Origin of the sequence: Pseudonocardia sp. HH130630-07 (assembly GCF_001698125.1) — a bacterium.
In the GTDB taxonomy this organism is placed as follows: domain Bacteria; phylum Actinomycetota; class Actinomycetes; order Mycobacteriales; family Pseudonocardiaceae; genus Pseudonocardia.
Genome location: NZ_CP013854.1, coordinates 630871 through 655297, shown reverse-complemented (window position 1 = coordinate 655297; position 24427 = coordinate 630871). Strand labels below are relative to the sequence as shown.

Below are 24427 nucleotides of genomic sequence, written 5' to 3'. Positions count from 1 at the left end.
GTGACTGAACGCACTCTCGTCCTGGTCAAGCCCGACGGTGTCGCGCGCAAGCTCGTCGGAGAGGTCGTCTCCCGGATCGAGCGCAAGGGCCTCGACATCGTGGCCCTCGACCTGCGCACCGTCGACCGTGAGCTGGCCACCCAGCACTACGCCGAGCACGACGGCAAGCCCTTCTTCGAGGAGCTGATCTCCTTCATCACCTCCGGCCCGGTCCTCGCCGCGGTCGTCGAGGGCCCGCGCGCCATCGCCGCCTGGCGGCAGGTCGCGGGCGGCACCGACCCGGTCGAGAAGGCCACCCCCGGCAGCATCCGCGGGGACCTGGCCCTGGAGACCGGGTCGAACCTGGTGCACGGCTCGGACGCCCCCGAGTCCGCCGACCGCGAGATCAAGCTCTGGTTCCCGAACCTGTGAGCGCCGGCGCCCCGGTCACCCACCGGGTCGCCACCCCGCAGCCCGGCGCGGCCGAGGCGCTCGGCGAGCTCTGGATCGCCGTCACCGAGGCCGGCGGCGCCGTCGACTTCGTGCCCGGTGCCGATCCCGGTGAGATCCGGGCCCTGGCCGCGGCCACGATCGACGACGTCCGTGCCGGTGCCGCACACATGATCGTCGCCGGCGAGCAGACCGCGCCGCTGGGCACGGTCCTGCTCGTCCCGGGCCGGGGTCTCGTCGCGCACCGGGCCGACGTCCAACGCCTGATGGTCCGCCCGGACCACCAGGGGACCGGCCTCGGGACGGCGTTGCTGGCCGCGGCCGTCGAGCTCGGCCGCGAGATCGGGGCGGAGCTGCTCACCCTCGGCGCCCGGGGCGGGACGCCGTTGCCGGCGTTCTACGCCGCCCGCGGGTTCGCCGAGTACGGCCGGCTCCCCGGCGGCGTCCGCCTCGCGCCGGGCGACGACCGCGACATCCACCTGTTCGCGCGCCCGCTGGACCGATCCGGGCGGTGATCCGGCCCGGTCCGTCGATCACGTCGCCCGACGGCCGGATGGCAGGCCCGGCCCGCGGGGGTCACCATGTGCGTCATGACCGTGCTCACCCCGCGCCCGACCACCACGGACCTGGTCCGGGGTGCCGTCGTGGCGGCACTGGCGATCGTGCAGGTACTGGTCTCCGCGTTCGGCGGAGCCGGGATCGGGGAGGTGGCCCGTTCCTACGACACGCCGTTGCTGGCGGCGGGCTGGGCCTTCTCGATCTGGGGGCTCATCTACCTGGGGTTCGCGGTGTACGCGGTGTACGCGCTGCTCCCGGCGCAGCGCGGGCGGCCGATCCACCGGCGGACCGGCTGGTGGCTGGCCGCCTCGGCGGTGCTCAACCCGCTCTGGATCCTGGCGTTCTCCGCGCGCTGGGTGGTCGCCGCGGAGCTGGTGCTGGTCGCGCTCGTCGCGGTGCTGGCCGTGGCGTACTCCCGGCTGTCCCGGGAGGAGGCACGTGACCTGCCGGAACGGCTGGCCTTCCGGCTCCCGGTCTCGCTGTACCTCGGCTGGTCCTCGGTCGCGCTGGTGCTGGGCCTGATGGCGGCCGGGAGCTCGGTGGGACTGCCCGCCGAGGGCGTCCTGCCGCAGACGGCGGCGGTGCTGCTGCTGGTGATCCTCACCGCGGTCGTGCTGTCGGTGATCGGGTCGACGTCCGGGTTCGCCGGGTTCGCCGCGGGTGTCGTCTGGGCGCTGGCCGGGGTGGCGGCGAACGACCGCCCGATCGCCGTCACCGTCGTCGCGGTGGTGGCGGCGGTGCTGGTGGCGGTCCAGGCCGTGCGCCGGGTCCGGCGCTCGGTCCAGCCGGCCCGGCTGGCACTGGGCTGAACCCGCTGGGGACGGCCCGGAACGCTTGCTACCGTCCTCCGGGCCACGCAGCACACCAGGGGAGGGCCGGAATGATCACCGGAAGCATCGTCGCCATCGTGACGCCCATGCGCGCCGACGGCGAGGTCGACCACTCCGCTCTCGGCGAGCTCGTCGAGCGGCAGATCGACGCGGGCACCGCCGCGATCGTCTCGGTCGGCACCACCGGTGAGTCGTCCACACTGTCGGTGCTGGAGCACACCGAGGTCATGCGGCGCACCATCGACGTCGCCAAGGGGCGGGTGCCGGTCATCGCCGGTACCGGCGCGAACTCCACCGACGAGGCGATCCACCTCACCCGGGCCGGCCGGGCCGCGGGTGCGGACGGCGCCCTGCTGGTCACGCCGTACTACAACAAGCCTCCGCAGGAGGGGCTCTACCAGCACTTCCGGCGGATCGCCGAGACCGTCGACATCCCGCAGTACCTCTACAACGTTCCCGGCCGCACCGGCTGCGACATGCTCCCGTCCACGGTCGCCCGGCTCGCCGAGATCCCGAACATCGTCGGGCTCAAGGAGGCCAAGGGCGACCTGGACCGGGTCCGCGAGCTCGTGGCGCTCGGCCTGGAGGACTTCGCCCTCTACTCCGGCGACGACGGCACCGCCCGCGCGGCGATGCTGGCCGGGTTCCACGGCGACATCTCGGTGACGGCGAACGTCGCCCCCGAGCCGATGGCCCGGATGTGCAAGGCCGCCGTCGCCGGGGACGCCGAGACCGCATCGGCCCTGGACGCCGACCTGGCCGGGCTGCACTCGGCGCTGTTCTCCGAGCCGAACCCGATCCCGGTGAAGTGGGCGCTGGCCGAGCTGGGACTCATGCCGGGCGGGATCCGGCTGCCCCTGGTCCCGCTGGACGAGTGGCACCACGAGGACGTGCGGGCGGCGCTGCGGTCCGCGGGGCTGCTGAGCTGACGCCCGGCGGGCCGCCCGGCGCCATCGCCGCTCAGCCCTCGGTGGCGTCCGGGGCGGTCGCGGGTGCGCTGGAGGTGCGGACGTTGCGCACGATGTCGCGGCCGAACGTGACGTCGACCCGCTCGGCGACCGCCAGTTCCAGGACCGCGATCATGACCTCGCCGGAGATCCGGCGCATCCGCTCGATCGTCTCGTAGACCCGCGGCCACTGGTCGTCGGGCCGGCCCGAGGCGTCGAACGGCTGCCAGATCTCGCCGAGGAAGAGATCGACGTAGAGCTTCGCGACGGCGTCCGCGTGCTTGCGGAGCTGCTCGACGACGTCGAGCGAGCGGGTGATCGGGATCCCGAGGCCGGTCAGCTCGGCCGCGGCGTTCATCAGCCGCGGGCTGATCTCCTCGTAGGTGTCGTCGCCCAGCTCGCGCAGCAGGCCCATCTTCACCCCGCGCCGGGCGACGCCGACGTCGGTGGTCTCGTACCGCTCGGCGAGCTCCCCGAGCTGGACCAGCTGGCGGTCCTCGGGTGCGAACAGCTCGCGCACGGTCCGGATGAACTGCACGACCTGCTCGGTGGAACCGCCGGTGGTGTCGAGCAGCTTCTTGATGGTGTCGAGCTTGACGCCCTCGTCCTGCAGGTCCTGGATCAGTTCCAGGCGGGCCGCATGGCCGGGCCCGTAGTACCCGGTACGCGCCTTGACCTGGGGCGGCGGCAGCAGGCCCCGGGACTGGTACGCGCGGATGTTGCGCACCGTGACGCCGCTGGTCCGCGCCAGCTCGTCGATCGTGCGCCACTGTTCGTTCGGGTCCGCCCCCTCCATGACACGGAGGCTAGCACCAGTACATGTGACACTAGACTCGGGAAAACTCCACTTGCGATGTGACATCGGTTTGTGGAGAGTCCATGTCATGTTCCGACGCGCTCCTGCGGCACCCGGCCGACGCCGCGGCCTGCTCGCCGCCGTGCACGCCGTGGGTGCCCTGACCAGCCCGCTGCTGCCGGAGGACTTCCTGACCCTGGTCGACCCGCTGTGGTCGACCACGTCGCTGCGCGGCCGGGTCGTCGCCCGCCGCCGGGAGACCGGCCGGGCGGTCTCGGTGGCCATCGAGCCGGGGCGGGCCTGGGCGGGGCACCGGGCCGGGCAGTACGTCGGCCTCGCCGTCGAGGTGGACGGCGTCCGGCACCGCCGGACCTACTCGCTGTCCTCGCCGGAGGGGGCCGAGCACCTCACCGTCACCGTGCAGGAGGTCCCGGACGGCGTCGTCTCGACCCGGCTGGTCCGCAACCTGCCGATCGGCACGATCGTCGAGCTCGACCAGGCGGCCGGGGAGTTCACCCTGCCCGACCCGCTGCCGGAGAAGCTGCTGTTCGTCACCGCGGGCAGCGGGATCACCCCGGTCATGGCGATGCTGCGCACCCTGGACCGGGCCGCCGCGATGCCGGACGTCGTGCTCGTGCACGCCGCCCGCAGCCCGGAGGACACGATCTTCGCCGGGGAGCTGACGGCGCTCGCCGCGCGGCACCCGTCGCTGCGGGTGGTGCTGCGGCACAGCGGGGTCACCGGCCGGCTCGATCCGGGCGGCGTGGACCGGACCGTTCCCGACCGGGCCGACCGGGCGGTCTACGCCTGCGGCCCGGCCGGTCTGCTCGACGCCCTCGACGAGGCGTGGGACGGCGTCCGGGTGGAGCGGTTCCGGCCGGCCGGACGCGCGTCGGTCGAGGGGACCGGTGGTGTCGTCGAGCTCGGCGGGACCCGGGTCGAGGTCGAGCCCGGGCGGAGCCTGCTCGACGCCGGCGAGGCCGCCGGGAAGCTCATGCCCAGCGGCTGCCGGATGGGCATCTGCTTCGGCTGCGTGCTACCGCTGCGCGAGGGCCGGGTCCGTGACCTGCGCACCGGCGAGGAGCACGGCGAGCCCGGCGACCTCGTCCAGACCTGCGTCAACTCCGCGTGCGGGCCCGCCCGGATCGACCTGCCCTGACCCGACCCGCACCACCGGACGCGGTGCACCTGCCGGACCCGCGCCGACCGACCCGCCCCGTCGTACCCGACCTGCCCTGCCCGACGGCACGGCAGCCCGCACCCGGAGCCGCCCGGCCCCGGCCCGATCCGAGGAGGTCCGCCGTGACCGCCGTTGCCGACACCCCCGCCGTCCCCGCCGAGCCCGGTCCCTAGGAGACCGGCCGCGAGCAGCACCCGCAGCGCCCGGTCCTGGAGCTCGTGCCGTCCTCGCGCCGGGAGGACGTGCGCGCGGCCACCGACCTGTCGGCCGAGCAGATCGAGGAGCTGGGCCGCCGGCTCGACGCCATCCGTGACCGGGTGCTCGCCGAGCGCGGTGCCTCCGACGCCGAGTACATCCGCGGCGTGATCCGCACCCAGCGGGCGCTGGAGGTCGGTGGCCGTGCGGTGCTCTTCGCCGGTGCGCTGCCGCCGGCCTGGATCGCCGGGACCGCCATGCTCTCGATCGCCAAGATCCTGGAGAACATGGAGATCGGGCACAACGTCATGCACGGCCAGTGGGACTGGATGCGCGACCCCAAGATCCACTCGTCGGCCTGGGAGTGGGACAACGTCTCCTCGTCGGCCGAGTGGAAGCACTCGCACAACTACCTGCACCACACCTACACCAACGTCGTCGGCAAGGACCGCGACGTCGGGTACGGGATCCTGCGCCTGTCCGAGGAGCAGAAGTGGAACCCGTACTACCTGGGCAACCCGCTCTACAACTTCCTGCTGTCGCTGTTCTTCGAGTACGGCGTCGCGCTGCACGACCTGGAGGTCGAGAAGCTCGTCGCCGGGGAGAAGCCCTGGTCGCGGGTGTGGCAGCAGATCAAGTCGATCGGGCGCAAGACCGGGCGGCAGATCCTCAAGGACTACGTCGCCTTCCCGGCCCTGGCCGGTCCGTTCTTCCTGCCCGTGCTGGCCGGGAACGTGACCGCGAACCTGGTGCGCAACGTGTGGTCGCACGCGGTCATCTTCTGCGGGCACTTCCCGGCCGGCGCGGTGCAGTTCACCGAGGAGCAGCTGGCCGACGAGAGCCGCGGCGAGTGGTACGTCCGCCAGCTCCTCGGCTCGGCCAACCTCGACGGCGGCCGCTACTTCCACCTGATGACCGGCCAGCTCAGCTTCCAGATCGAGCACCACCTGTTCCCGGACCTGCCCAGCAACCGCTACGCCGAGATCGCCCCGGAGGTGCGGGCGCTGTGCGCGGAGTACGGGCTGGAGTACACGACCGGGCCGCTGTGGAAGCAGTACCTGCAGGTGCTCGGCACCATCAACCGGCTGGCACTGCCGAACGGCAGGCGCTGACGACGCCCGCTCAGCCGGCCGGCATCACGTCGAGGAAGCCGCGGACCTCGCGGATCCGGCCGTCGGTGCCGACCACGACGACGTCGAACCCGACCACCGGGGCGTCCCCGCCCGCGGCGTGGACCTCCGGCGGTGCGGCGGCCCAGCGGAACCGGGCCTGGTCGTGGTGCGCGTCGACGGCGCCGACCAGCCGGAACGCGCACCCGGCCAGCTGCTCGCGGGCCGCGGTGACGAACCCGGCGACGCCCTCGTGCCCGGTGACGTCGGCCAGCGGGTCGACGTAGCGCACGTCCGGGGCGAACAGCTCGGCCACCCGGTCGGCCCGGGCGGCGGGATCGGCCTCGTCGAAGACGGCGACGTAGCGCTCGGCGAGTGCGGTGAAGTCGGTCATCGGTGATCTCCCTGCGGTGTGGTGCGGTGCCGGTCCGGTGCGGAGCGGCCGGTACCGACCCTGCCGGGCCGCGGGAGCGGCCGCGATGACGTCGGAGGTAACGGGAACTGGCTACCTCGCGGGTAGTCGTACCGGTGCGCCCGCCCGGCTAGCGTCGGGCCGGTGACCAGTTCCCCGGCCCGGCCGTCGCGGCACGCGGGCCCCGGCGGGATCCTCCGCTTCTGGCGGGCCCGCACCCGGCGCAGCCAGCTGGACGTGGCGCTCGCGGCCGGCGTCTCGGCCCGGCACCTGAGCTTCGTCGAGACCGGGCGCGCCGGAGCGAGCCGCGAGCTCCTGGGTGCGCTGGCCGAGGAGCTGGACATCCCGCTGCGCGAACGCAACGCCCTGCTGCTCGCCGCGGGCTACGCCCCCGGCTACACCGAGCGCCCGCTCGACGACCCGGACCTCGCGCCGGTCCGCGAGGCGCTGCAGCGGCTGGTGAGCGCGCACGAGCCGTACCCGGCGCTCGTCGTCGACCGCTGGGGGGACGTCCAGCTCGCCAACCCAGCGGCGTCGGCGATGGTCGCCGATCTCGCTCCGGAGGCGCTGGGCCCGCCGCTGAACGTGCACCGCGCGTGCCTGCACCCGGGCGGTCTCGCGCCGCGGATCCGGAACCTGGCGCACTGGCGCGAGCACCTGCTGCACCGGCTCGAACGGCAGGTGCGGATGACCGCGGACCGGCGGCTCACCGCGCTGCTGGCGGAGTGCCGGGCCTACCCGGCGCCGCCGGAGACCGCGCTGCCCGCGCCCGCGTCGGACGTCCTGCTGCCGCTGGTGCTGGACACGCCGGAGGGGACGCTCACGTTCCACTCGGCGATGACGACGTTCGGCGCGCCGCACGACGTGACCCTCGCCGAGCTGGCGCTGGAGACCTTCCTGCCCGCCGATGCGGCCACCCGGGCGGTGCTGACGGCCCGCGGCCGGGCCGGGGCGGGCTGACGGCGCGACCGCCGGGTCAACCGGCCCGGTACCGGGCGTGCGGCGTGGCGAGTGCCCGGACCGCGTCGAACGCCGACCGGCACAGCTCGATGTCGGCGGGGTCCGTCGAGGTCGTCTTGGCCGTCCCGAGGCCGCTGCCCGCGTAGTGCAGGAACACCACCAGGCGGTCGTCGAACAGGTAGAAGTCGTTGCCGGGGAACGCGATCGAGGACACGGCCCGGCGCGCCACCCAGCGGATGTCCTCGCCGGCGTCGACCATGGGGCCGGCGATGCCGTGCGACCAGCGTTGGTAGTCGCTCAGTGGCTCGGACACGACGCGCACCCGTTGCACGGCCCGGCCCGCGGCCACGTGCGCGCGCACCGTCGCGCACCACCCGTCGAGCCACGACAGGTCGTCCGGCTCGCCGGCCTCCCACCGGGCGAGGTACGGGAGCTCGGTCGCCGTGCCGTAGGCGTCCCGCGTCTCCAGGTGTACCGAGCGCCGGGTGAAGGTGCTCAGCAGCTCGTCGAACCGGTCGTCGTCGATGGTGGCCACGGCCCCTCCTGGTGATCGTCTTCCTGGCGGCGTCCGATGCCGTCCGCGGCACCGGACGCCGCCAGAAAGACGATCATCGCCCGGTACCCGGGGCGGGGGAGCGGACCACCGACCCGCCCGTCGGCCGGTCGGTGACGCGGCTACGCTGGTGCAGCGTGGCACCCACCTCCCTCTTCCCCGCCCTGGAGTCGATCCTGCCCCGGGTCTCCAAGCCGGTGCAGTACGTCGGCGGTGAGGGGAACGCGCAGGTCAAGCCCTGGGACGAGGCAGCGGTCCGGTGGGCCCTGCTGTATCCGGACGCCTACGAGGTCGGCCTGCCGAACCAGGGCGTCCAGATCCTCTACGAGGTACTCAACGAGCGCTCCGACGCGCTGGCCGAGCGCTGCTACTCGGTCTGGCCCGATCTCGAGGAGCTGATGCGCTCCACCGGGGTGCCGGCGTTCACCGTCGACGCCCACCACCCGGTCGGGGCGTTCGACGTGCTCGGCGTGTCGTTCTCCACCGAGCTGGGCTACACGAACCTGCTCACCACCCTGGACCTGGCCGGGATCCCGCTGCACGCGACCGACCGCGACGAGAGCCATCCCGTCGTCGTCGCGGGTGGGCACGCGGCGTTCAACCCGGAGCCGGTGGCGGACTTCGTCGACGTCGCGGCGCTGGGCGACGGCGAGGAGGTCGTCGGCGACATCACCGACGTCGTCCGGGACTGGAAGGACGAGGGCCGCCCCGGCGGCCGCCGCGAGCTGCTGGTCCGGCTGGCCGGCACCCCCGGCTGCTACGTCCCCTCCCTCTACGACGTCGGCTACGCCGAGGACGGAACGATCGCGGCCGTCACACCGGCCGAGGACCGGGTCCCGGCCACGGTCCAGAAGCGCACCACGATCGAGCTGGACGAGTGGCCGTACCCGAAGAAGCCGCTCGTCCCGCTGGCCGAGACGGTGCACGAGCGGGCCTCGGTGGAGATCTTCCGCGGCTGCACCCGCGGCTGCCGGTTCTGCCAGGCGGGCATGATCACCCGGCCGGTGCGCGAGCGGTCCCTGCAGGGGATCGGCGAGATGGTCGACGCCGCGGTGCGCACCTCGGGCTTCGACGAGGTCGGCCTGCTGTCGCTGTCCTCGGCCGACCACTCCGAGATCGCCGAGGTCACCAAGGGCCTCGCCGACCGCTACGAGGGCACGAACACCTCGCTGTCGCTGCCGTCGACCCGGGTCGACGCGTTCAACATCGACCTGGCCAACGAGATCTCCCGCAACGGGCGCCGCTCGGGGCTGACCTTCGCCCCGGAGGGCGGGTCGGAGCGGATCCGCCGCGTGATCAACAAGATGGTCTCCGAGGACGACCTGATCCGGACCTGCGCGGAGGCGTTCTCCCAGGGCTGGCGGCAGGTGAAGCTGTACTTCATGTGCGGGCTGCCCACCGAGACCGACGAGGACGTCCTGGAGATCGCCGGGATGGCCTACCGGGTGATCCAGGCCGGGCGGAAGGCGTCCGGCCGCAACGACATCCGCTGCACGATCTCGATCGGCGGGTTCGTCCCGAAGCCGCACACCCCGTTCCAGTGGGCGTCGCAGTGCCACCCCGAGGTCGTCGACTCCCGGTTGCGCAAGCTGCGCGAGGCGGTGAACGCCGACCGGAAGATCGGGCGCAACATCGGCATGCGCTACCACGACGGCGAGCCCTCGCTGATCGAGGGCCTGCTGGCCCGCGGTGACCGCCGGGTCGGCGCCGTCATCGAGCGGGTCTGGCGCGACGGCGGCCGGTTCGACGGCTGGTCGGAGCACTTCTCCTACGCCCGGTGGGTCGAGAGCTCCGCCGCGGTGCTGGAGCCGATGGGCGTGTCCCTGGACTGGTTCACCACCCGCGAGCGCGGGATGGACGAGATCCTGCCGTGGGACCACCTGGACTCCGGCCTGGAGCGGGACTGGCTCTGGGAGGACTGGCAGGACGCGCTGGCCGGCCGCGAGCAGGACGACTGCCGCTGGACCCCGTGCTTCGACTGCGGCGTGTGCCCCTCCACCGGCACCGACATCGAGGTCGGGCCGAGCGGGACGACCCTCGGACCGGCGTCCGGCATCGCGTTGCTGCCGCTGACCGTGGTCGGCGCGGACGGCTCCGCGGAGCGGGAGCAGGGCCAGGGACCGGGATCGGGTGGCTGACAACGGCCTGTCCTCGATCCCCGACGCGGGCCTCGGTGACGGCTCCGACGGCGGGACCTGGGAACACGGCGGGCGCGCCCTGCGCGTCCGGGTCGCCGACGAGCGCGACGTCGCGGCGCTCGGCCGGCTGCGCCGCCAGTGGCTGGAGGAGCGGGCCGGGCGGGCCGTCCCGGACGCCTCGTTCGAGGAGGCCTTCGCCGCCTGGTGGCGGGTCGAGCAGCCGCGGCGCGCGTTCTGGGTCGCCGAGGCGGGCAGCGACCGTGCCGGCTGGACCCCGGTCGGGTCGATCAACGTGCTCGAGACGGTGCAGATGCCGCGCCCCGGCGGGCGGGGGGCCCGGACCGGGCAGGTCGGCAACGCGTTCGTGCTGGCCGCGTTCGCCGAGGCCGGGGTGCCCCGGGTGCTGCTGTCCGCCGTCGTCGGGCACGCCCGCCGGCGCGGGTACCGGCGGTTGATGCTGGCGCCGACCGCGGGCAGCGCCGCGTTCTACCGGCGGGCCGGGTTCGTCCCGGCCGGTGACTCGCTGCTGGTGCTGGAGCAGTAGCCCGGCCGCTCTACACTCCGCCCCATGGCGCGTGTGAAGGCGGGGCAAGCGGCGAATCCGGCACCCCCGACGGTGCAGCGGGTACGGCTGCGTTTCGCCAAGCGCGGCCGGTTGCGCTTCCTGTCGCACCGCGACGTCGCCCGCAGCTTCGAGCGGGCCGTGCGCCGGGCCGGCGTCCCGGTGTCGCACTCGCACGGGTTCAGCCCGCACCCGCGGCTGTCCTGGGTCGGCGCGGCCCCGACCGGGGCGGCCAGCGAGGCCGAGTACGTCGAGCTGGGGCTGACCCGGGAGGTCGATCCCGCCCTGCTGCGGGAGGCGATGGACCGGGTGCTGCCGGACGGCATCGACGTGCTCGACGCGGTCGTCGCCGAGCCGCCGGCGCTCGCCGACCGGATCGACGCCGGCCGCTGGCGCCTGGAGATCCGCGGGCTCGACGTCGGCGCGGTCCGGGGTGCGGTCGCCGCCCTGATGGAGCGCGAGTCGGTGGTGGTGACCCGGGTCACCCCGTCGGGCCGTAAGGAGATCGACGTCCGAGCCGCGCTGGTGAGCCTGTCGGTGGAGCCCCGGCCGGGTGACGACGGGGCGGTTCCGGAGGCGGCTACCCCGGATCCGGCTACCGACTGTGCGATACTGACGGCGGTCGTTCGGCAGATGACACCGACCGTTCGACCCGACGACGTGCTGGGTGCGCTCGGTGTTGTCGCAGACCTGACGCCGCCGGTACCGGTGACGGCCACCCGGTTGGCGCAGGGCCTGCTCGATGACCGGGGTGACCTGCTGGACCCGCTCGGTACGGCACCGGCGACCCGTGGTCGGCCGGCCGGGTCCTGACACGGCCGGCGCGAACGGGCGTCGGCACGGCGTCGAGGCACCACCCCGGGGATCCGGGAAAGCGACACCAGATGTGCCGCACCTGCGCACCCCGCGCAGGCCGCGGAACGAGAACGCGCAAGGTCCCTGCGCGGCCGCCTCCGTTTTCCGAGGCGCCCGGGGGCGAAGGAGCTGAATGTCCGTGAACGACGCGCCCGCCGGTGACACCGGCGGGCCCTCCGGCGAGCCTGCCCAGAACCTCGAGCTGCCGGCGAAGATGCGGGTACACGCACTCGCGAAGCTGCTCGGCCGGGCGAGCCGGGATGTGCTCGGCGCGCTGACGACCCTCGGTCACGAGGTCCGCAGCGTCCAGTCCAGCATCACCCGGGAGATCGCCGAGCAGGCGGTCGCCGCGCTGGCCCCGGCCCCGGCCGACGGCGCCGCGGAGCCCGCGGAGGCGATCCCCGCCGAGCCGGTGGAGCCTCCCGCGACGGGGCGGCGGAAGGGGCGGGCCCGCTCCGCCGCGTCGGCCGCGGCGAACCCCTTCGGCCTTCCCGCGGAGGACCCGCGCCCGGCGCCGGCCGAGCCGGCTGCGGTCGCTCCGGCGTTCGCCGTCCCGATGTTCCAGGCGCCGACCGCTCCGCCCGCGCCCGCACCCGCCGCGGCCGGTGGCCCCGACGAGCCGGAGACCGGTGCGAAGAAGGGCCGCAAGAGCCGCCGCAAGCGCGACGCCGATGCCGCACAGCCCGAGGACGAGGCCACCGGCACCCCGGCCACCGGCGCCGACCGCGCCGACGACCGGGCCGACTCCGACGACTCCGAGGACACGGCCGACCGGGCCGACGCCGGGGACGCCGACGACGACGAGGACGGCAACGCCCGCCGCCGCCGCCGTCGTGGCCGTCGTGGCCGTGGCCGGGGCAAGGGCGGCGACGAGCCGGGCGAGAACGAGCAGGACGCCGGGGACACCCCGGACGGCGACGCCACCGAGCGCGACGGCGACCGGACCGACACCGGGAGCGACTCCGGTGCCGACTCCGGCGACGCGGACGACTCCGACGGGACCGACGGCGACGACGAGCAGTCGCCCGGCTCCCGGCGTCGCCGCCGCCGCCGGCGCAAGGGCGGCTCCGACGTGGAGGGCCGCTCCGAGGACGACCCGCCGAACACCGTCACCAAGGTCCGCGAGGCCCGCTCGGACTCCGGCTCGTCGTCCGACGACCAGGTGCAGGGCGTCCGGGGGTCCACCCGGCTGGAGGCCAAGCGCCAGCGCCGCCGCGACGGGCGGGACGCCGGTCGCCGCCGTCCGCCGATCCTGTCCGAGTCGGAGTTCCTGGCCCGCCGGGAGTCCGTCGACCGGCAGATGGTGATCCGCCAGCTCGCGGACCGCACCGAGATCGGGGTGCTGGAGGACTCGGTCCTCGTCGAGCACTTCATCACCGGTGGTGGCTCCGGCAGCGCCAGCATGGTCGGCAACATCTACCTGGGCCGGGTGCAGAATGTCCTGCCGTCGATGGAGGCGGCGTTCGTCGACATCGGGCGCGGCCGCAACGCCGTGCTCTACGCCGGTGAGGTGAACTGGGACGCCGCCGGCCTCAACGGCAAGGCCCGCAAGATCGAGCAGGCGCTGTCCTCCGGCGACCAGGTGCTGGTGCAGGTCACGAAGGACCCGGTCGGGCACAAGGGTGCCCGGCTGACCACGCAGATCTCGCTGGCCGGCCGGTTCCTGGTCTACGTGCCCTCCGGCGGTGCCGCCGGCATCTCCCGCAAGCTGCCCGACACCGAGCGCAAGCGGCTCAAGGAGATGCTGAAGGAGATCGTGCCCGCCGAGGCCGGCGTGATCATCCGGACGGCGTCCGAGGGCGTCTCGCACGAGTCGCTGGAGCGCGACGTCCGCCGGCTGCAGGCGCAGTGGGAGGTCGTCAAGGAGAAGTCCGAGAAGACCGGCAAGGGTGCGCCGAAGGCGCCGACGCTCCTCTACGAGGAGCCGGACATGCTGGTCAAGGTCGTCCGCGACCAGTTCAACGAGGACTTCTCGAAGCTCATCGTCTCGGGCAACGGGGCGTGGGAGACCGTCTCCGGCTACGTGGACCACGTCGCACCCGAGCTGTCGGACCGGATGCACCGGCACACCGGCCCGTCCGACGTGTTCACCGAGTACCGGATCGACGAGCAGCTGCTCAAGGCGCTGGACCGCAAGGTCTGGCTGCCGTCGGGCGGCACCCTGGTCATCGACCGCACCGAGGCGATGACGGTCGTCGACGTCAACACCGGGAAGTTCACCGGGTCCGGCGGGAACCTCGAGGAGACGGTCACCCGCAACAACCTGGAGGCGGCCGAGGAGGTCGTCCGCCAGCTGCGGCTGCGCGACATCGGCGGGATCATCGTCGTCGACTTCATCGACATGGTGCTGGAGGCGAACCGCGACCTCGTGCTGCGCCGCCTCACCGAGTGCCTCGCCCGGGACCGGACCCGGCACCAGGTGGCCGAGGTGACCTCGCTGGGCCTGGTCCAGATGACCCGCAAGCGGGTCGGCGGCGGGCTGCTGGAGCACTTCTCCACCCCGTGCGAGCACTGCCGCGGCCGTGGGGTGATCGTCTCGACCGACCAGGCCGAGCCCCAGCACCACCACGGTGGCGGGCACGGCCGTGGCGACAACGGCAACGGCAACGGCCGCAGCAACAACGGCAACGACGGCAACGGGGACGGTGGCGGCCGCAGGCGTCGCCGCCGCGGCGGGAACGGCGACTCCGGCGCCGACGACGCCGTGCACTCCGACCGCAACGGCAACGGCAACGGCGGCAACGGCGACTCCGGTGCCGACCCGGCCGACCGCCCGGTGGACGTCGGTTCCGCGATGGCCGGTGTCGCCGCCGTGGCGGCCGGCCGGACCGCGCGGGGCGACGACGGCGGCACCGCGGGCGCCGACCCGGCGGGCAACGGGGTGGCCCCGCCCGCACCGTCGGCCGGCACGTCCGACGCGCCGGGTGCCGGTGCCACGACCGCGGCCGACGCGGCCCCGGCACCGGTGACCGACCCCGGCTCCGCCGCGGTCCCCGAGCCGGTGCAGGAGCTGACCGGGTCCGCGGACCCGGTCGTCGCGGCCCCGGCGCCGGTGGCCGACCCGGTGCCCGAGCCCTCCGGGGCGGGTACCGGCAGGTCACGCAGGCGGCGCAAGCGGGACGCCGAGGAGACGCCCGCCCCGGACGGGGGCGCCACCGCCACCGCCACCGACGGCGCCACGCCGCCGGTGGACACGGTCCCCGCGATCGCCGCTCCGGCGCCCGCGGAGACCACGGACGCCGAGCGCCCGGCCCCGCGCCGCCGCCGGGTGAGCCGGTCCGCCGGTTCGCCGACGACGACCGCCGAGCCGGTCGTCATCACCACGGCACCCGCCGAGCAGTCCGCACCGGTGGTGGCCGCCGCGACGGCGCCCGGCGCCGCCGCGTCCTCCGCCGCCGTCGAGCCGGTGACCGGGTCCCCGGTCCCGGAGCAGCCGGAGGCGGCGGCCGCCGCCCGGCCGCGGCGCCGCCGCCGGGCGGCGTCCCGTCCCGCGGGCCCCCCGCAGGACGGGGGGTGAGTGCGGCCCCGTAGGCGGGGTCGCGTACCCTTGACCAACAGAAGCCACGCCCCTGTGCCCGATGCGGAGGCGGTGGCGTGAGCGCCGGGACCGGCGCGAGCTGTGATGACCCGAGCGCGATGCAAGCGCCCCCCGATTTTCAGGAGTCGTGCGTCAACGATGTACGCGATCGTCAAGACCGGCGGCAAGCAGTACAAGGTGGCCGTCGACGACGTGGTCACCGTCGAGAAGCTCGACGGTGAGCCCGGCGCCGAGATCGTCCTTCCCGCCGTGCTGCTCGTCGACGGCGACCAGGTGAGCACCGACGTCAGCGGACTCACCTCCGCGGTGACCGCCACCGTCGTCGAGCACACCAAGGGTCCGAAGATCCGGATCCACAAGTTCAAGAACAAGACCGGGTACCACAAGCGTCAGGGGCACCGTCAGCCGCTGACGAAGGTCCAGGTCACCGCCATCGGCAAGTAAGGAGTCCCGTCATGGCACACAAGAAGGGTGCATCCAGCTCCCGCAACGGCCGCGACTCCAACGCCCAGTTCCTGGGTGTGAAGCGCTTCGGTGGCCAGACCGTCAAGGCCGGTGAGATCCTCATCCGCCAGCGTGGCACCAGCACGCACCCGGGCGTCAACGTCGGCCGCGGCAAGGACGACACGCTGTTCGCCCTCGCCGCCGGCACCGTCGAGTTCGGTTCCAAGCGCGGTCGCAAGACCGTCAACATCGTGCCGGCCGAGGTCTGAGCGACCCGCCAGCCACAGCGACGCCGACGGCGGGTCCACCCCATGGGTGGCCCGCCGTTCGTCGTGTAGAGACCCGTTCAGCAGAGGAGCACCACCATGTCCCGGTTCGTCGACCGCGTCGTGCTGCACGCGACCGCGGGGGCCGGCGGCAACGGCTGCGCCTCCGTGCACCGCGAGAAGTTCAAGCCGCTCGGCGGGCCGGACGGCGGTAACGGCGGCCGCGGCGGTTCGGTCGTCCTCGTCGTCGACCCGGGGGTGCACACGCTGCTGGACTACCACCACCGTCCGCACGCCGCCGCGCAGAGCGGGACCCAGGGCCAGGGCTCGTTCAAGCAGGGCGCCAACGCCCCGGACACCGAGCTGCGGGTCCCGGACGGCACCGTCGTGCTGGACCAGGACGGTGAGGTGCTGGCCGACCTGGTCGGCGCGGGCACCCGGTTCGTCGCCGCCGAGGGCGGCCGGGGCGGGCTCGGCAACGCCGCGCTGGCGTCGGCCGCGCGCAAGGCGCCCGGGTTCGCGCTGCTGGGCGAGCCGGGTGACGACGTGCAGTACACCCTGGAGCTGCGCAGCCTCGCCGACGTCGGCCTGGTCGGTTTCCCCAGCGCGGGTAAGTCCTCGCTGGTCGCGGCGGTGTCGGCGGCCCGCCCGAAGATCGCCGACTACCCGTTCACCACGCTCGTCCCGCAGCTCGGGGTGGTCAGTGCCGGGGACGAGACGTACACCGTCGCCGACGTGCCCGGCCTCATCCCCGGCGCGGCCGGTGGCCGCGGGCTGGGCCTGGAGTTCCTCCGGCACATCGAGCGGTGCTCGGTGCTCGTGCACGTCGTGGACTGCGCGACGTTCGAGACGACCCGTGACCCGGTGTCCGACATCGAGGCGCTGGAGACCGAGCTGGCGCACTACGCCGACCAGCTCGGCACCAGCGCGCTGGGTGAGCGGCTCGACCAGCGCCCGCGGCTGATCGCCCTCAACAAGATCGACGTCCCGGACGCGGCGGATCTCGTCGACCTTGTCCGTGCCGATCTCACCGAACGGTTCGGCTGGCCGGTGTACGCGATCTCCACCGCGTCCCGGGCCGGGCTGCGCGAGCTGACGTTCGCGATGGCCGAGCGGGTCGCGGCGGCCCGCGCCGCGCGTCCGGAGGTCGAGCCGACCCGGATCGTGCTCCGGCCGAAGGCGGTCGACGACGCCGGGTTCACCGTCGAGCCGGACACGGCGGTCGAGGACGGGTTCATCGTGCGCGGGGAGCGCCCGGAACGCTGGATCCGGCAGACCAACTTCGACAACGACGAGGCGGTCGGCTACCTCGCGGACCGGCTCGCCCGGCTCGGGGTCGAGGAGGCGCTGGCCAAGGCCGGTGCCGTGCCCGGGTGCCCGGTGACGATCGGCGACATGACCTTCGACTGGGAGCCGTCCACCCCGGCCGGGATGGCGGCCCTGCTGACCGGCCGCGGCACCGACGTCCGGCTGGAGAGCCACGAGCGGGTCGGTGCCTCCGACCGCAAGGCGGCCCGAGCCGCGCGCCGGGCGCACCTGTCCGATGCCGAGCTGGCGGCGGGAGCGCAGTACTCCTCGGACCGTGAGCTCGACACGTGAGCACCCGGGCATGAGCACGACCCGGGCCGCGCTCGGCGCGGCCCGCCGGGTCGTCGTCAAGGTGGGGTCGTCCTCGCTGACCAGCCTCAGCGGCGGGCTCGACCCGGACCGGCTCGACGCGCTGGTCGACGCGCTGATGACCCGGCGCGGGGCCGGCGGGCAGGTCGTGCTCGTCTCCTCCGGGGCGATCGCGGCCGGGCTGGCCCCGCTGCAGCTGCGCAGGCGCCCCCGCGACCTGGCGACCCAGCAGGCCGCGGCCTCGGTCGGCCAGCTGCTCCTGGCGCACGCCTACTCGGCGTCGTTCGCCCGCTACGGGCAGGGGATCGGCCAGGTCCTGCTGACCGCGGACGACATGATCCGCCGCTCGAACTACCGCAACGCCCAGCGCACCCTGGAACGGCTGCTGCAGCTCGGGTCGGTACCCGTCGTGAACGAGAACGACACCGTCGCGACCGCCGAGATCCGGGTCGGGGACAACGACCGGCTCGCCGCGCTGGTGGCGCACATCGTCGGTGCGGACGCGCTGGTGCTGCTCTCCGACGTCGACGGCCTCTACGACGGCGACCCGCGCGACCCCGGCTCGGCACTGGTCACCGAGGTGGACGACCCGGCGGAGCTGGCCGGGATCAGCGTCACCCGGCCGGGCTCGGGGCTCGGTACCGGGGGGATGGGGACCAAGGTCACCGCGGCCGCCATGGCGTCGGCGGCCGGGATCCCGGTCCTGCTCGCCTCGGCCGAGCAGGCCGCCGGGGCGCTCGACGGCGGCGCCGGCGGGCCCGGGGTGGGCACGGCCTTCCGCGCCCCGGGGACCCGGATGAGCGCGCGCCGGTTCTGGCTGCGGCACGCCGCCGACGTCCGCGGGGCCCTGGACCTCGACGACGGCGCGGTCGAGGCCGTCCGGAAGCGCCGGCGCTCGCTGCTCGCGGCCGGTGTGCACGGGGTCTCCGGCGAGTTCGTCGCCGGGGACGTCGTCGAGCTGCTGGCGCCGCACGGCCGGGCGATCGCCCGGGGCGTGGTCTCCTACGACGCCGGCGAGCTGCCCGCGATGATCGGCCGCCGGACCCGGGAGCTGCCCCCGGAACAGCGCCGGGAACTGGTGCACGCCGACGATCTCGTGCTGGTCTGAGCCTCGTCACCGGGCCCGGTGGTTGTCCTGCCGCCGTCCGGGGGCGAAGATGCGCGCATGCGGACGGCCGACGACGAGCGGGCCCGGCTGATCGACGACCTGGTCCGTGACGGCCGGGTGTACGACCCGCGGATCCGCGCCGCGCTCGACGCGGTGCCCCGGCACCTGTTCCTGCCCGGCCTCGACCCGGGCGCCGCGTACGCGGACGAGGCCGTCCCGATCAAGACCGACGGCGGGGTGACCGTCAGCTCGGTGTCCCAGCCCTCGATGGTGGCGATCATGCTGGAGCAGCTGGCCCCGGCACCCGGGCACCGGGTGCTGGAGATCGGCGCGGGCGCCGGGTGGAACGCCGGGCTGCTCGCCCACGTCGTGGGACCGGCCGGCTCCGTGACCACCGTGGACATCGACGCCGACCTCGTCGACGGCACCCGGGACAACCTCGCCGCGGCCGGGGTGCAGGGGGTCACGGCCGTCGTCGGGGACGGGGCCGGCGGGTACCCGGCGGCGGCGCCGTACGACCGGATCGAGCTGACCGTCGGCTCCACCGGGGTCCGGCCCGAGTGGGTCACCCAGCTGACCCCGGACGGGCGGCTGCTGCTCCCGCTCACGGTGCGCGGCAGCCAGCTGTCGGTGGCGTTCGACCGCACCGGCCCCGACCGGCTGGTGTCGGCGTCGGTGCGCAGCTGCGCGTTCGTGCGGCTGCGCGGCGCCGGGGCCGATCCCGGCGCGGACGCGGCGCTGCCCGGCGGCGGGTGGACGGTGCAGCCGGCCGGCCGGGACGTGCCCGGGACGGCGGACCTGCCGACGCTGGAGCGGGTGCTGCGCGAGCCGGGCGGGGACCGCGCGGCGCCGGCACCCGGCTCGGTGTCGGACCTGTGGGACGGACTGGGGCTGTGGTGCGCGCTGGCGGACCCCGGCGTGCTGCGGCTGCTGGGGCCGGAGGACTCCCGGCTCGGTCCGGCGCTGTTCGCGGTCGCCGGGGCCAGGGCGGCACTGGGGATCGCGACGGCGGAGGGCTGCGCGCTGCTGCTGGCCGACCCGGCCGCGACCGTCCGGGCGTTCGGACCGGACGGGGACGCCGCCGCCGAGCGGTTGCTGGCGCTCGCCGACGGCTGGGTCCGGGCGGGCCGTCCGCACGCCGCGGACCTGCGGATCGAGGCCGTCGTGCCGGCGCCCGGGGACGGCCCGGCGCCGGGGGAGATCGTGGACACGGCCGGGACCCGCCTGCGGATCTCCTGGGGCACCGGTCCCGGCTGAGCCGCGCGGGCTCAGGCCGGTTCGAGGTGCACCAGCGGGATCTCGCGCTCGGTGCTGCGCTGGTACCCGGCGTAGTTGCGGTAGCGCCCGGTGATCTGCGGCCAGAGCCGGGCCCGTTCGTCGGGGTCGGCGATCCGCGCCCGCATCGGGACCGCGGGCCCGCCGCCGACCGCGACCCGCACGTCCGGGTCCGCCCGCAGGTTGAGGAACCAGGCGGGGTGCCGGTCGTCGCCACCCCGGGAGGCGACGACGACGTAGCTCCCGTCGCCGTGCACCGGGGCGGTCAGCAGCACCGTCCGCGGCTCGCCGGAGCGCCGCCCGGTCGTCGTCAGCTCCACCACCGGCATCCCGCCGGCCGAGTATCCGACCTTCCCGCCGGTCAGCCTGATGACCAGGCGGTGCGCGGCGTTCATCGCCTTGAGGGCGAAGTCGGGCGGGTTCATGGATCCCGACCCTACTGGCGGGTTCGCCGTATCGCCGGTCAGCCGGCGGCGGTCCGCTCCAGGGACGGGCGCAGCTGCTCGAGCAGCCACGGCGTGGACACCAGGTTCGGCGACTGCAGGGCGATCGCGAGGTCCAGCGAGGTGGGGACGTACTCGGCGCCGGCCAGCGCGGGCCGGACGACCGGCGAGCCCTCGAACCGGGTCCGGTCCCCGGTCGAGACGAACGTCATCAGCAGCAGGTCGGCCTCGGCGAGCCGGCCTGCCTCCTCGTAGGAGAGCCCGACGGTCCCGGGCGCGAGCCCGCTGTCGCCCGCGTCGCCCCGGAACGACGGCGGGACCTGCAGGCCGAGCGCGGTCATGAAGACCGTCGACTGGTTGTCCGCGCCGACCACCATCGGCAGCACGTCACCCCGGGCCTGGCCGAACAGGTAGCTGCGCCCGGCCAGACCGGGCAGGTCCCGGCGCACCTGCGCGATGCTCTCCTCGGCCCGGGACACGAGCCCCTCGACCTCCGCGGAGCGGCCGAGCGCACGGCCGATCTGGCGGGCGTCCTCCTGCATGGACGCGGCGTACAGCGAGGCGGTGTAGGAGACGGTCGGGGCGATCGCCGCCATCCGCCGGTAGGTGGCCTCGTCGGTGACCAGCGGGGAGGCGACGGCGAGGATCAGGTCCGGCCGCAGCGCGGCGACGGCCTCCGGGGAGACCTGCTCGGCGGCGTCGATCGTGAGGACGTCGGCGGGCAGCGCCGGGGCGTACGGCACGCCGGGCCCGCTCTCGCCCTCGTTGCGCAGCCCGCCGACGACCGGGGCACCGACGGCCTGGGCGATCGCGAGGTCGTTGAGGCCGAGCGCGACCACGCGCTGCGGGCGGGCCGGGATCGTCGTCTCGCCGTAGGCGTGCGTGACGGTCACCGGGTACCCGGTCTCCCCGGAGCCCCCGGCCGGAGCGGGAGCCGGTGCACCGCCACCGCAGGCGGCCGACAGCAACGCCGCGACGACCGCCGCGGCGAGAACGGAGAACCGGCGGCCCGGCGTTGCACCCATCACCACTCCTCGAATCAGGTGAGGCAAACCTAATCCGAACCGGTGACGGGGGGAAGCTCAGCCCGCGACGGCCAGCGTGAGCGGCAACACCTCCGGCGCCCCGGCGGCCCGCAGCGCCCGCGCCGCGACCGTCATCGTCCAGCCGCTGTCGACGAGATCGTCGACGAGCAGCACCGGCCCGCCCGCACCGGACAGGTCGGGCAGCGCCGCGGTGTCCAGCCCCGACCACACGGCGGCGAGCCGCTGGGCCGAGTTCTCCCGGGCCCCGGGACGGTCGCCGGCCGGCGGGAGGGTGCCGAGCAGCGGCAGCCGGCCGATCTCGGCGATCCGGCGGGCCAGGTGGTCGAGCTGGTGCGGGCGGGTACGCGAGCCGATCCCGACCACGCCCACCGGGCGCTGCGCCCACTCCCAGCCGGCCAGCACCCGGACCAGCGCGTCCAGCACGTCGGCGGGGACCGGATCGTCGCCGCCGGTCAGGAGCTCACGCAACCGCGTGCCCCAGCCGATGTCGGACAGCCGCCCGATCGCCCGCCCGGACGCGGCCTGCTCACCGGCGGCGATCCGGCCGGAGAGCGGGACCCCGAGGTCCGCCATCCCGGACGGCCACATCTTGCGCGGCGCGATCTCGATCCCCGGGCGGGACAGCCGCTCCTGGGCGGCCCGCTCTCCCTCGGCGCCGGCCTCGTCGGACAGCGCGGACCACACGGTGCCGGTGCAGGTGTCGCACCGGCCGCACGGTGTCGGGTCCGGGTCGTCGAGCTGGCGGCGCAGGAAGACCAGCCGGCACTCGGAGGTCGCGATGTAGTCGAGCATCGCCTGCTGCTCCGCCCGGCGGGCCTCGTTCACCCGCTCGTGCCGCTCGGTGTCGTAGATCCACTCGGCCCCGGTGCTGACCCAGCCGCCCTTGACCCGCTTCGCCGCGCCGTCGGCGTCGAGCACCTTGAGCAGCATCTCCAGCCGGGTCCGGGACAGGTCGACCTGGGTCTCGATCGACGCCGTCGAGCGCGGGTGCCCGGACAGCACCCCGAGCGTCTGGCGGACCAGCGGCTCGGGCGGGAACGCCAGCGAGGCGAAGTACGCCCAGATGTCGCGGTCCTCCCGGCCCGGCAGCAGCACCACCTCGGCCCGCTCCAGCGCGCGGCCCGCGCGGCCGATCTGCTGGTAGTACGCCACCGGTGACGCGGGCGCCCCGAGGTGCACCACGAAGCCCAGGTCGGGCTTGTCGAAGCCCATGCCGAGCGCGGACGTGGCGACCAGGGCCTTGACCCGGTTCTCCTGCAGGTCGGACTCGGCCGTCAGCCGGTCCTCGGGTGCGGTCTTGCCGGAGTAGGAGCGCACGGCGAAGCCGCGCTCGGTGAGGAACCCGGCCACCTCGTCGGCGGCCTGCACGGTGAGCGTGTAGACGATCCCGGCCCCGGGCAGCTCGTCGAGCTTCGCGGCCAGCCAGGCCAGGCGCCGGGCCGGGGTCGGCAGCTGCACCACGGCCAGCCGCAGCGACTCCCGGTCCAGCGAGCCGCGCAGCACCAGCGTGTCCTGCTGGTCCCGGCCCATGCCGAGCTGCTCCGAGACGTCGGTGACGACCCGGTCGTTCGCGGTCGCGGTCGTCGCCAGCACCGGGATACCGGACGGCAGCTCGGCGATCAGCGTGCGCAGCCGCCGGTAGTCGGGCCGGAAGTCGTGCCCCCAGTCCGACACGCAGTGCGCCTCGTCGACCACCAGCATCCCGGCGCTCGCGGCGAGCCGCGGCAGCACCCGGTCCCGGAAGTCGGGGTTGTTGAGCCGCTCCGGGGACACGAGCAGCACGTCGACGTCGCCGTTCTCGATGTCGGCGTACACCGCGTCCCACTCGTCGGCGTTCGCGGAGTTGACCGTGACCGCGACGATCCCGGAGCGGATCGCGGCGTCGATCTGGTTGCGCATCAGCGCGAGCAGCGGGGAGACGATCACCGTGGGCCCGGCGCCCTGCTCGCGCAGCAGCGCGGTGGCCACGAAGTAGACCGCCGACTTGCCCCAGCCGGTGCGCTGCACGACCAGCGCGCGACGGTGCTGCGCGACCAGCGCCTCGATCGCGGTCCACTGGTCCTCGCGCAGCCGGGCGCCGTCGCCGGCGAGCTGGGCGAGCACCGCCTCGGCGCGCTCGCGCAGCTCGGCACTACCCGGCAGGTCGGTCTCCGATGCGGTCGTCACGGTACCCATGGTGGCCCCGACCCCCGACAGTCTCCGTGCCGGGCACCTGACGCCGGGGCGCGCGGCAGGGCAGGATGGCGCCGTGCCTCCCGGGAGCCCCGACCACCAGCCCGCCTTCGGCTCCGTCGCCGACGTCTCCGAGCGGCTCGGTGCGACCGGATACCTGACGTCCACCGCCGTCGCCACGACCGTCTTCCTCGCCGACCGGCTGGGCAAGCCGCTGCTGGTGGAGGGCCCGGCCGGGGTCGGGAAGACCGAGCTGGCCAAGGCCGTCGCGGCCGCCACCGGCTCCGGGCTGGTGCGGCTGCAGTGCTACGAGGGCATCGACGAGGCCCGCGCGCTCTACGAGTGGAACCACGCCAAGCAGCTGCTGTGGATCACCGCGGCGAAGGACAGCGAGGGCTGGGACGCGACCCGCGACGACGTCTTCTCCGAGGAGTTCCTGCTCCCGCGGCCGCTGCTCACCGCGATCCGGCAGACCGACCCGACGGTGCTGCTCGTCGACGAGATCGACAAGGCCGACGTCGAGGTCGAGGGGCTGCTGCTGGAGGTGCTGTCGGACTTCCAGGTGTCGGTGCCCGAGCTGGGCACGGTCACGGCGACCCGCCGCCCGTTCGCGCTGCTGACGTCGAACTCCACCCGCGAGCTGTCCGAGGCGCTCAAGCGCCGTTGCCTGTTCCTGCACCTCGACTTCCCGGACGCGGAGCTGGAACGGCGCATCCTCGGCGTCCGGGTGCCGGAGCTGACCGAGCAGCTGGCCGACTCGCTGGTCCGGACGGTGCGGGTGCTGCGCGCGATGGAGCTGCGGAAGGTGCCGAGCGTCGCCGAGACCATCGACTGGGGCCGCACGCTGCTCGCGCTGGGCATGGACACGCTCGACGACGACACCGTCCGGGCCACCCTCGGCGTCGTGCTCAAACACCGGTCCGACGCCGAGAAGGCGACCGCCGAGCTGCGGCTGAACTGAGCCGGTTGCCCGGGCCGTCGCGCATGATGGACG

23 protein-coding genes are annotated in these 24427 nt (G+C 74.6%); 17 read left to right on the top strand and 6 right to left on the bottom strand.

Annotation, left to right across the window (positions count from 1 at the left end; translation table 11 throughout):
* From ndk to dapA, 4 genes are all read left to right on the top strand, one after another.
* Positions 1-411, top strand: coding sequence for a nucleoside-diphosphate kinase (ndk, locus tag AFB00_RS03185; protein WP_068795965.1), 411 nt, complete (start codon positions 1-3; stop codon positions 409-411).
* Positions 408-944 (top strand): GNAT family N-acetyltransferase, encoded by a 537-nt coding sequence (locus AFB00_RS03180; protein WP_068795964.1) that lies wholly within the window; start codon positions 408-410, stop codon positions 942-944. The genes ndk and AFB00_RS03180 overlap by 4 nt, the downstream gene beginning before the upstream one ends.
* A 75-nt stretch (positions 945-1019) precedes the next feature.
* Positions 1020-1796 carry a tryptophan-rich sensory protein gene (locus AFB00_RS03175; RefSeq protein WP_068795963.1) on the top strand — a complete coding sequence of 259 codons (777 nt, stop codon included), beginning with the start codon at positions 1020-1022 and terminating at the stop codon, positions 1794-1796.
* A 71-nt stretch (positions 1797-1867) separates the two neighbouring features.
* On the top strand, positions 1868-2746 hold the full coding sequence (dapA, locus tag AFB00_RS03170) for a 4-hydroxy-tetrahydrodipicolinate synthase (RefSeq protein ID WP_068795962.1): 879 nt from the start codon (positions 1868-1870) through the stop codon (positions 2744-2746).
* Positions 2747-2777: 31 nt separating this feature from the next.
* Here the strand turns inward: dapA and AFB00_RS03165 are convergent, their stop codons facing one another.
* A complete protein-coding gene (locus AFB00_RS03165) occupies positions 2778-3560 on the bottom strand; it encodes a MerR family transcriptional regulator (RefSeq protein WP_068795961.1) in 783 nt (260 codons plus the stop codon).
* 88 nt (positions 3561-3648) lie between these two features.
* On the opposite strand from AFB00_RS03165, the gene AFB00_RS03160 reads away from it, so the two are divergent.
* Positions 3649-4719, top strand: coding sequence for a ferredoxin reductase (locus AFB00_RS03160; RefSeq protein ID WP_083275222.1), 1071 nt, complete (start codon positions 3649-3651; stop codon positions 4717-4719).
* 263 nt (positions 4720-4982) lie between these two features.
* Complete coding sequence (locus AFB00_RS03155) at positions 4983-6047, top strand: fatty acid desaturase family protein (protein WP_068799962.1); 1065 nt, start codon at positions 4983-4985, stop codon at positions 6045-6047.
* Between the two features lie 10 nt (positions 6048-6057).
* On the opposite strand, the gene AFB00_RS03150 is transcribed toward AFB00_RS03155, so the two are convergent.
* A complete protein-coding gene (locus tag AFB00_RS03150; protein ID WP_068795960.1) occupies positions 6058-6438 on the bottom strand; it encodes a nuclear transport factor 2 family protein in 381 nt (126 codons plus the stop codon).
* Positions 6439-6600: 162 nt separating this feature from the next.
* Between AFB00_RS03150 and AFB00_RS03145 the strand changes: the two genes are divergently transcribed.
* The gene (locus tag AFB00_RS03145; protein ID WP_068795959.1) at positions 6601-7416 is read left to right on the top strand and encodes a helix-turn-helix domain-containing protein; all 816 of its coding nucleotides are present in this window, start codon (positions 6601-6603) and stop codon (positions 7414-7416) included.
* Positions 7417-7432: 16 nt separating this feature from the next.
* On the opposite strand, the gene AFB00_RS03140 is transcribed toward AFB00_RS03145, so the two are convergent.
* On the bottom strand, positions 7433-7951 hold the full coding sequence (locus AFB00_RS03140; RefSeq protein WP_068795958.1) for a DUF6879 family protein: 519 nt from the start codon (positions 7949-7951) through the stop codon (positions 7433-7435).
* A 155-nt stretch (positions 7952-8106) separates the two neighbouring features.
* On the opposite strand from AFB00_RS03140, the gene AFB00_RS03135 reads away from it, so the two are divergent.
* The 9 genes from AFB00_RS03135 to AFB00_RS03095 all read left to right on the top strand — a co-directional run bounded on the left by AFB00_RS03135 (position 8107) and on the right by AFB00_RS03095 (position 19754).
* On the top strand, positions 8107-10107 hold the full coding sequence (locus AFB00_RS03135; RefSeq protein ID WP_068799961.1) for a TIGR03960 family B12-binding radical SAM protein: 2001 nt from the start codon (positions 8107-8109) through the stop codon (positions 10105-10107).
* Positions 10100-10651, top strand: coding sequence for a GNAT family N-acetyltransferase (locus tag AFB00_RS03130; RefSeq protein ID WP_068795957.1), 552 nt, complete (start codon positions 10100-10102; stop codon positions 10649-10651). Before AFB00_RS03135 ends, AFB00_RS03130 begins: the two co-directional genes overlap by 8 nt.
* 24 nt (positions 10652-10675) lie before the next feature.
* Entirely contained in the window at positions 10676-11482 is an 807-nt protein-coding gene (locus AFB00_RS03125; protein WP_197519733.1) for a TIGR03936 family radical SAM-associated protein, read from the top strand.
* Between the two features lie 175 nt (positions 11483-11657).
* Entirely contained in the window at positions 11658-15041 is a 3384-nt protein-coding gene (locus AFB00_RS03120) for a translation initiation factor IF-2 N-terminal domain-containing protein (protein ID WP_068795955.1), read from the top strand.
* Between the two features lie 159 nt (positions 15042-15200).
* Positions 15201-15506, top strand: a complete 306-nt coding sequence (gene rplU / locus AFB00_RS03115; RefSeq protein ID WP_068795954.1) for a 50S ribosomal protein L21 — start codon at positions 15201-15203, stop codon at positions 15504-15506.
* A gap of 11 nt (positions 15507-15517) precedes the next feature.
* Complete coding sequence (gene rpmA, locus AFB00_RS03110) at positions 15518-15775, top strand: 50S ribosomal protein L27 (RefSeq protein WP_068795953.1); 258 nt, start codon at positions 15518-15520, stop codon at positions 15773-15775.
* A 96-nt stretch (positions 15776-15871) separates the two neighbouring features.
* Positions 15872-17371, top strand: a complete 1500-nt coding sequence (obgE, locus tag AFB00_RS03105; RefSeq protein ID WP_068795952.1) for a GTPase ObgE — start codon at positions 15872-15874, stop codon at positions 17369-17371.
* A gap of 10 nt (positions 17372-17381) precedes the next feature.
* A complete protein-coding gene (gene proB, locus AFB00_RS03100) occupies positions 17382-18497 on the top strand; it encodes a glutamate 5-kinase (protein WP_068795951.1) in 1116 nt (371 codons plus the stop codon).
* Between the two features lie 57 nt (positions 18498-18554).
* Complete coding sequence (locus tag AFB00_RS03095; protein WP_068795950.1) at positions 18555-19754, top strand: methyltransferase domain-containing protein; 1200 nt, start codon at positions 18555-18557, stop codon at positions 19752-19754.
* Between the two features lie 11 nt (positions 19755-19765).
* On the opposite strand, the gene AFB00_RS03090 is transcribed toward AFB00_RS03095, so the two are convergent.
* Genes AFB00_RS03090 through AFB00_RS03080 form a run of 3 tightly spaced genes read right to left on the bottom strand, consistent with a single transcriptional unit; the run spans position 19766 to position 23436 of the window.
* Entirely contained in the window at positions 19766-20197 is a 432-nt protein-coding gene (locus AFB00_RS03090) for a nitroreductase/quinone reductase family protein (RefSeq protein ID WP_068795949.1), read from the bottom strand.
* 38 nt (positions 20198-20235) lie between these two features.
* The gene (locus AFB00_RS03085) at positions 20236-21240 is read right to left on the bottom strand and encodes an ABC transporter substrate-binding protein (protein ID WP_156819347.1); all 1005 of its coding nucleotides are present in this window, start codon (positions 21238-21240) and stop codon (positions 20236-20238) included.
* Between the two features lie 57 nt (positions 21241-21297).
* Positions 21298-23436, bottom strand: a complete 2139-nt coding sequence (locus tag AFB00_RS03080) for a RecQ family ATP-dependent DNA helicase (RefSeq protein ID WP_068795947.1) — start codon at positions 23434-23436, stop codon at positions 21298-21300.
* Positions 23437-23509: 73 nt separating this feature from the next.
* On the opposite strand from AFB00_RS03080, the gene AFB00_RS03075 reads away from it, so the two are divergent.
* Complete coding sequence (locus AFB00_RS03075) at positions 23510-24394, top strand: AAA family ATPase (protein ID WP_068795946.1); 885 nt, start codon at positions 23510-23512, stop codon at positions 24392-24394.
* The last annotated feature ends 33 nt before the right edge of the window (positions 24395-24427 follow it).

Bases quoted from the DNA above. Each gene is read 5' to 3' on its own strand.
- AFB00_RS03175 (WP_068795963.1), top strand. From the start codon at position 1,020: ATGACCGTGCTCACCCCGCGCCCGACCACCACGGACCTGGTCCGGGGT.
- dapA (WP_068795962.1), top strand. From the start codon at position 1,868: ATGATCACCGGAAGCATCGTCGCCATCGTGACGCCCATGCGCGCCGAC.
- AFB00_RS03165 (WP_068795961.1), bottom strand. From the start codon at position 3,560: ATGGAGGGGGCGGACCCGAACGAACAGTGGCGCACGATCGACGAGCTG.
- AFB00_RS03160 (WP_083275222.1), top strand. From the start codon at position 3,649: ATGTTCCGACGCGCTCCTGCGGCACCCGGCCGACGCCGCGGCCTGCTC.
- AFB00_RS03150 (WP_068795960.1), bottom strand. From the start codon at position 6,438: ATGACCGACTTCACCGCACTCGCCGAGCGCTACGTCGCCGTCTTCGAC.
- AFB00_RS03125 (WP_197519733.1), top strand. From the start codon at position 10,676: ATGGCGCGTGTGAAGGCGGGGCAAGCGGCGAATCCGGCACCCCCGACG.
- AFB00_RS03120 (WP_068795955.1), top strand. From the start codon at position 11,658: ATGTCCGTGAACGACGCGCCCGCCGGTGACACCGGCGGGCCCTCCGGC.
- rplU (WP_068795954.1), top strand. From the start codon at position 15,201: ATGTACGCGATCGTCAAGACCGGCGGCAAGCAGTACAAGGTGGCCGTC.
- rpmA (WP_068795953.1), top strand. From the start codon at position 15,518: ATGGCACACAAGAAGGGTGCATCCAGCTCCCGCAACGGCCGCGACTCC.
- obgE (WP_068795952.1), top strand. From the start codon at position 15,872: ATGTCCCGGTTCGTCGACCGCGTCGTGCTGCACGCGACCGCGGGGGCC.
- proB (WP_068795951.1), top strand. From the start codon at position 17,382: ATGAGCACGACCCGGGCCGCGCTCGGCGCGGCCCGCCGGGTCGTCGTC.
- AFB00_RS03095 (WP_068795950.1), top strand. From the start codon at position 18,555: ATGCGGACGGCCGACGACGAGCGGGCCCGGCTGATCGACGACCTGGTC.
- AFB00_RS03090 (WP_068795949.1), bottom strand. From the start codon at position 20,197: ATGAACCCGCCCGACTTCGCCCTCAAGGCGATGAACGCCGCGCACCGC.
- AFB00_RS03085 (WP_156819347.1), bottom strand. From the start codon at position 21,240: ATGGGTGCAACGCCGGGCCGCCGGTTCTCCGTTCTCGCCGCGGCGGTC.
- AFB00_RS03080 (WP_068795947.1), bottom strand. From the start codon at position 23,436: ATGGGTACCGTGACGACCGCATCGGAGACCGACCTGCCGGGTAGTGCC.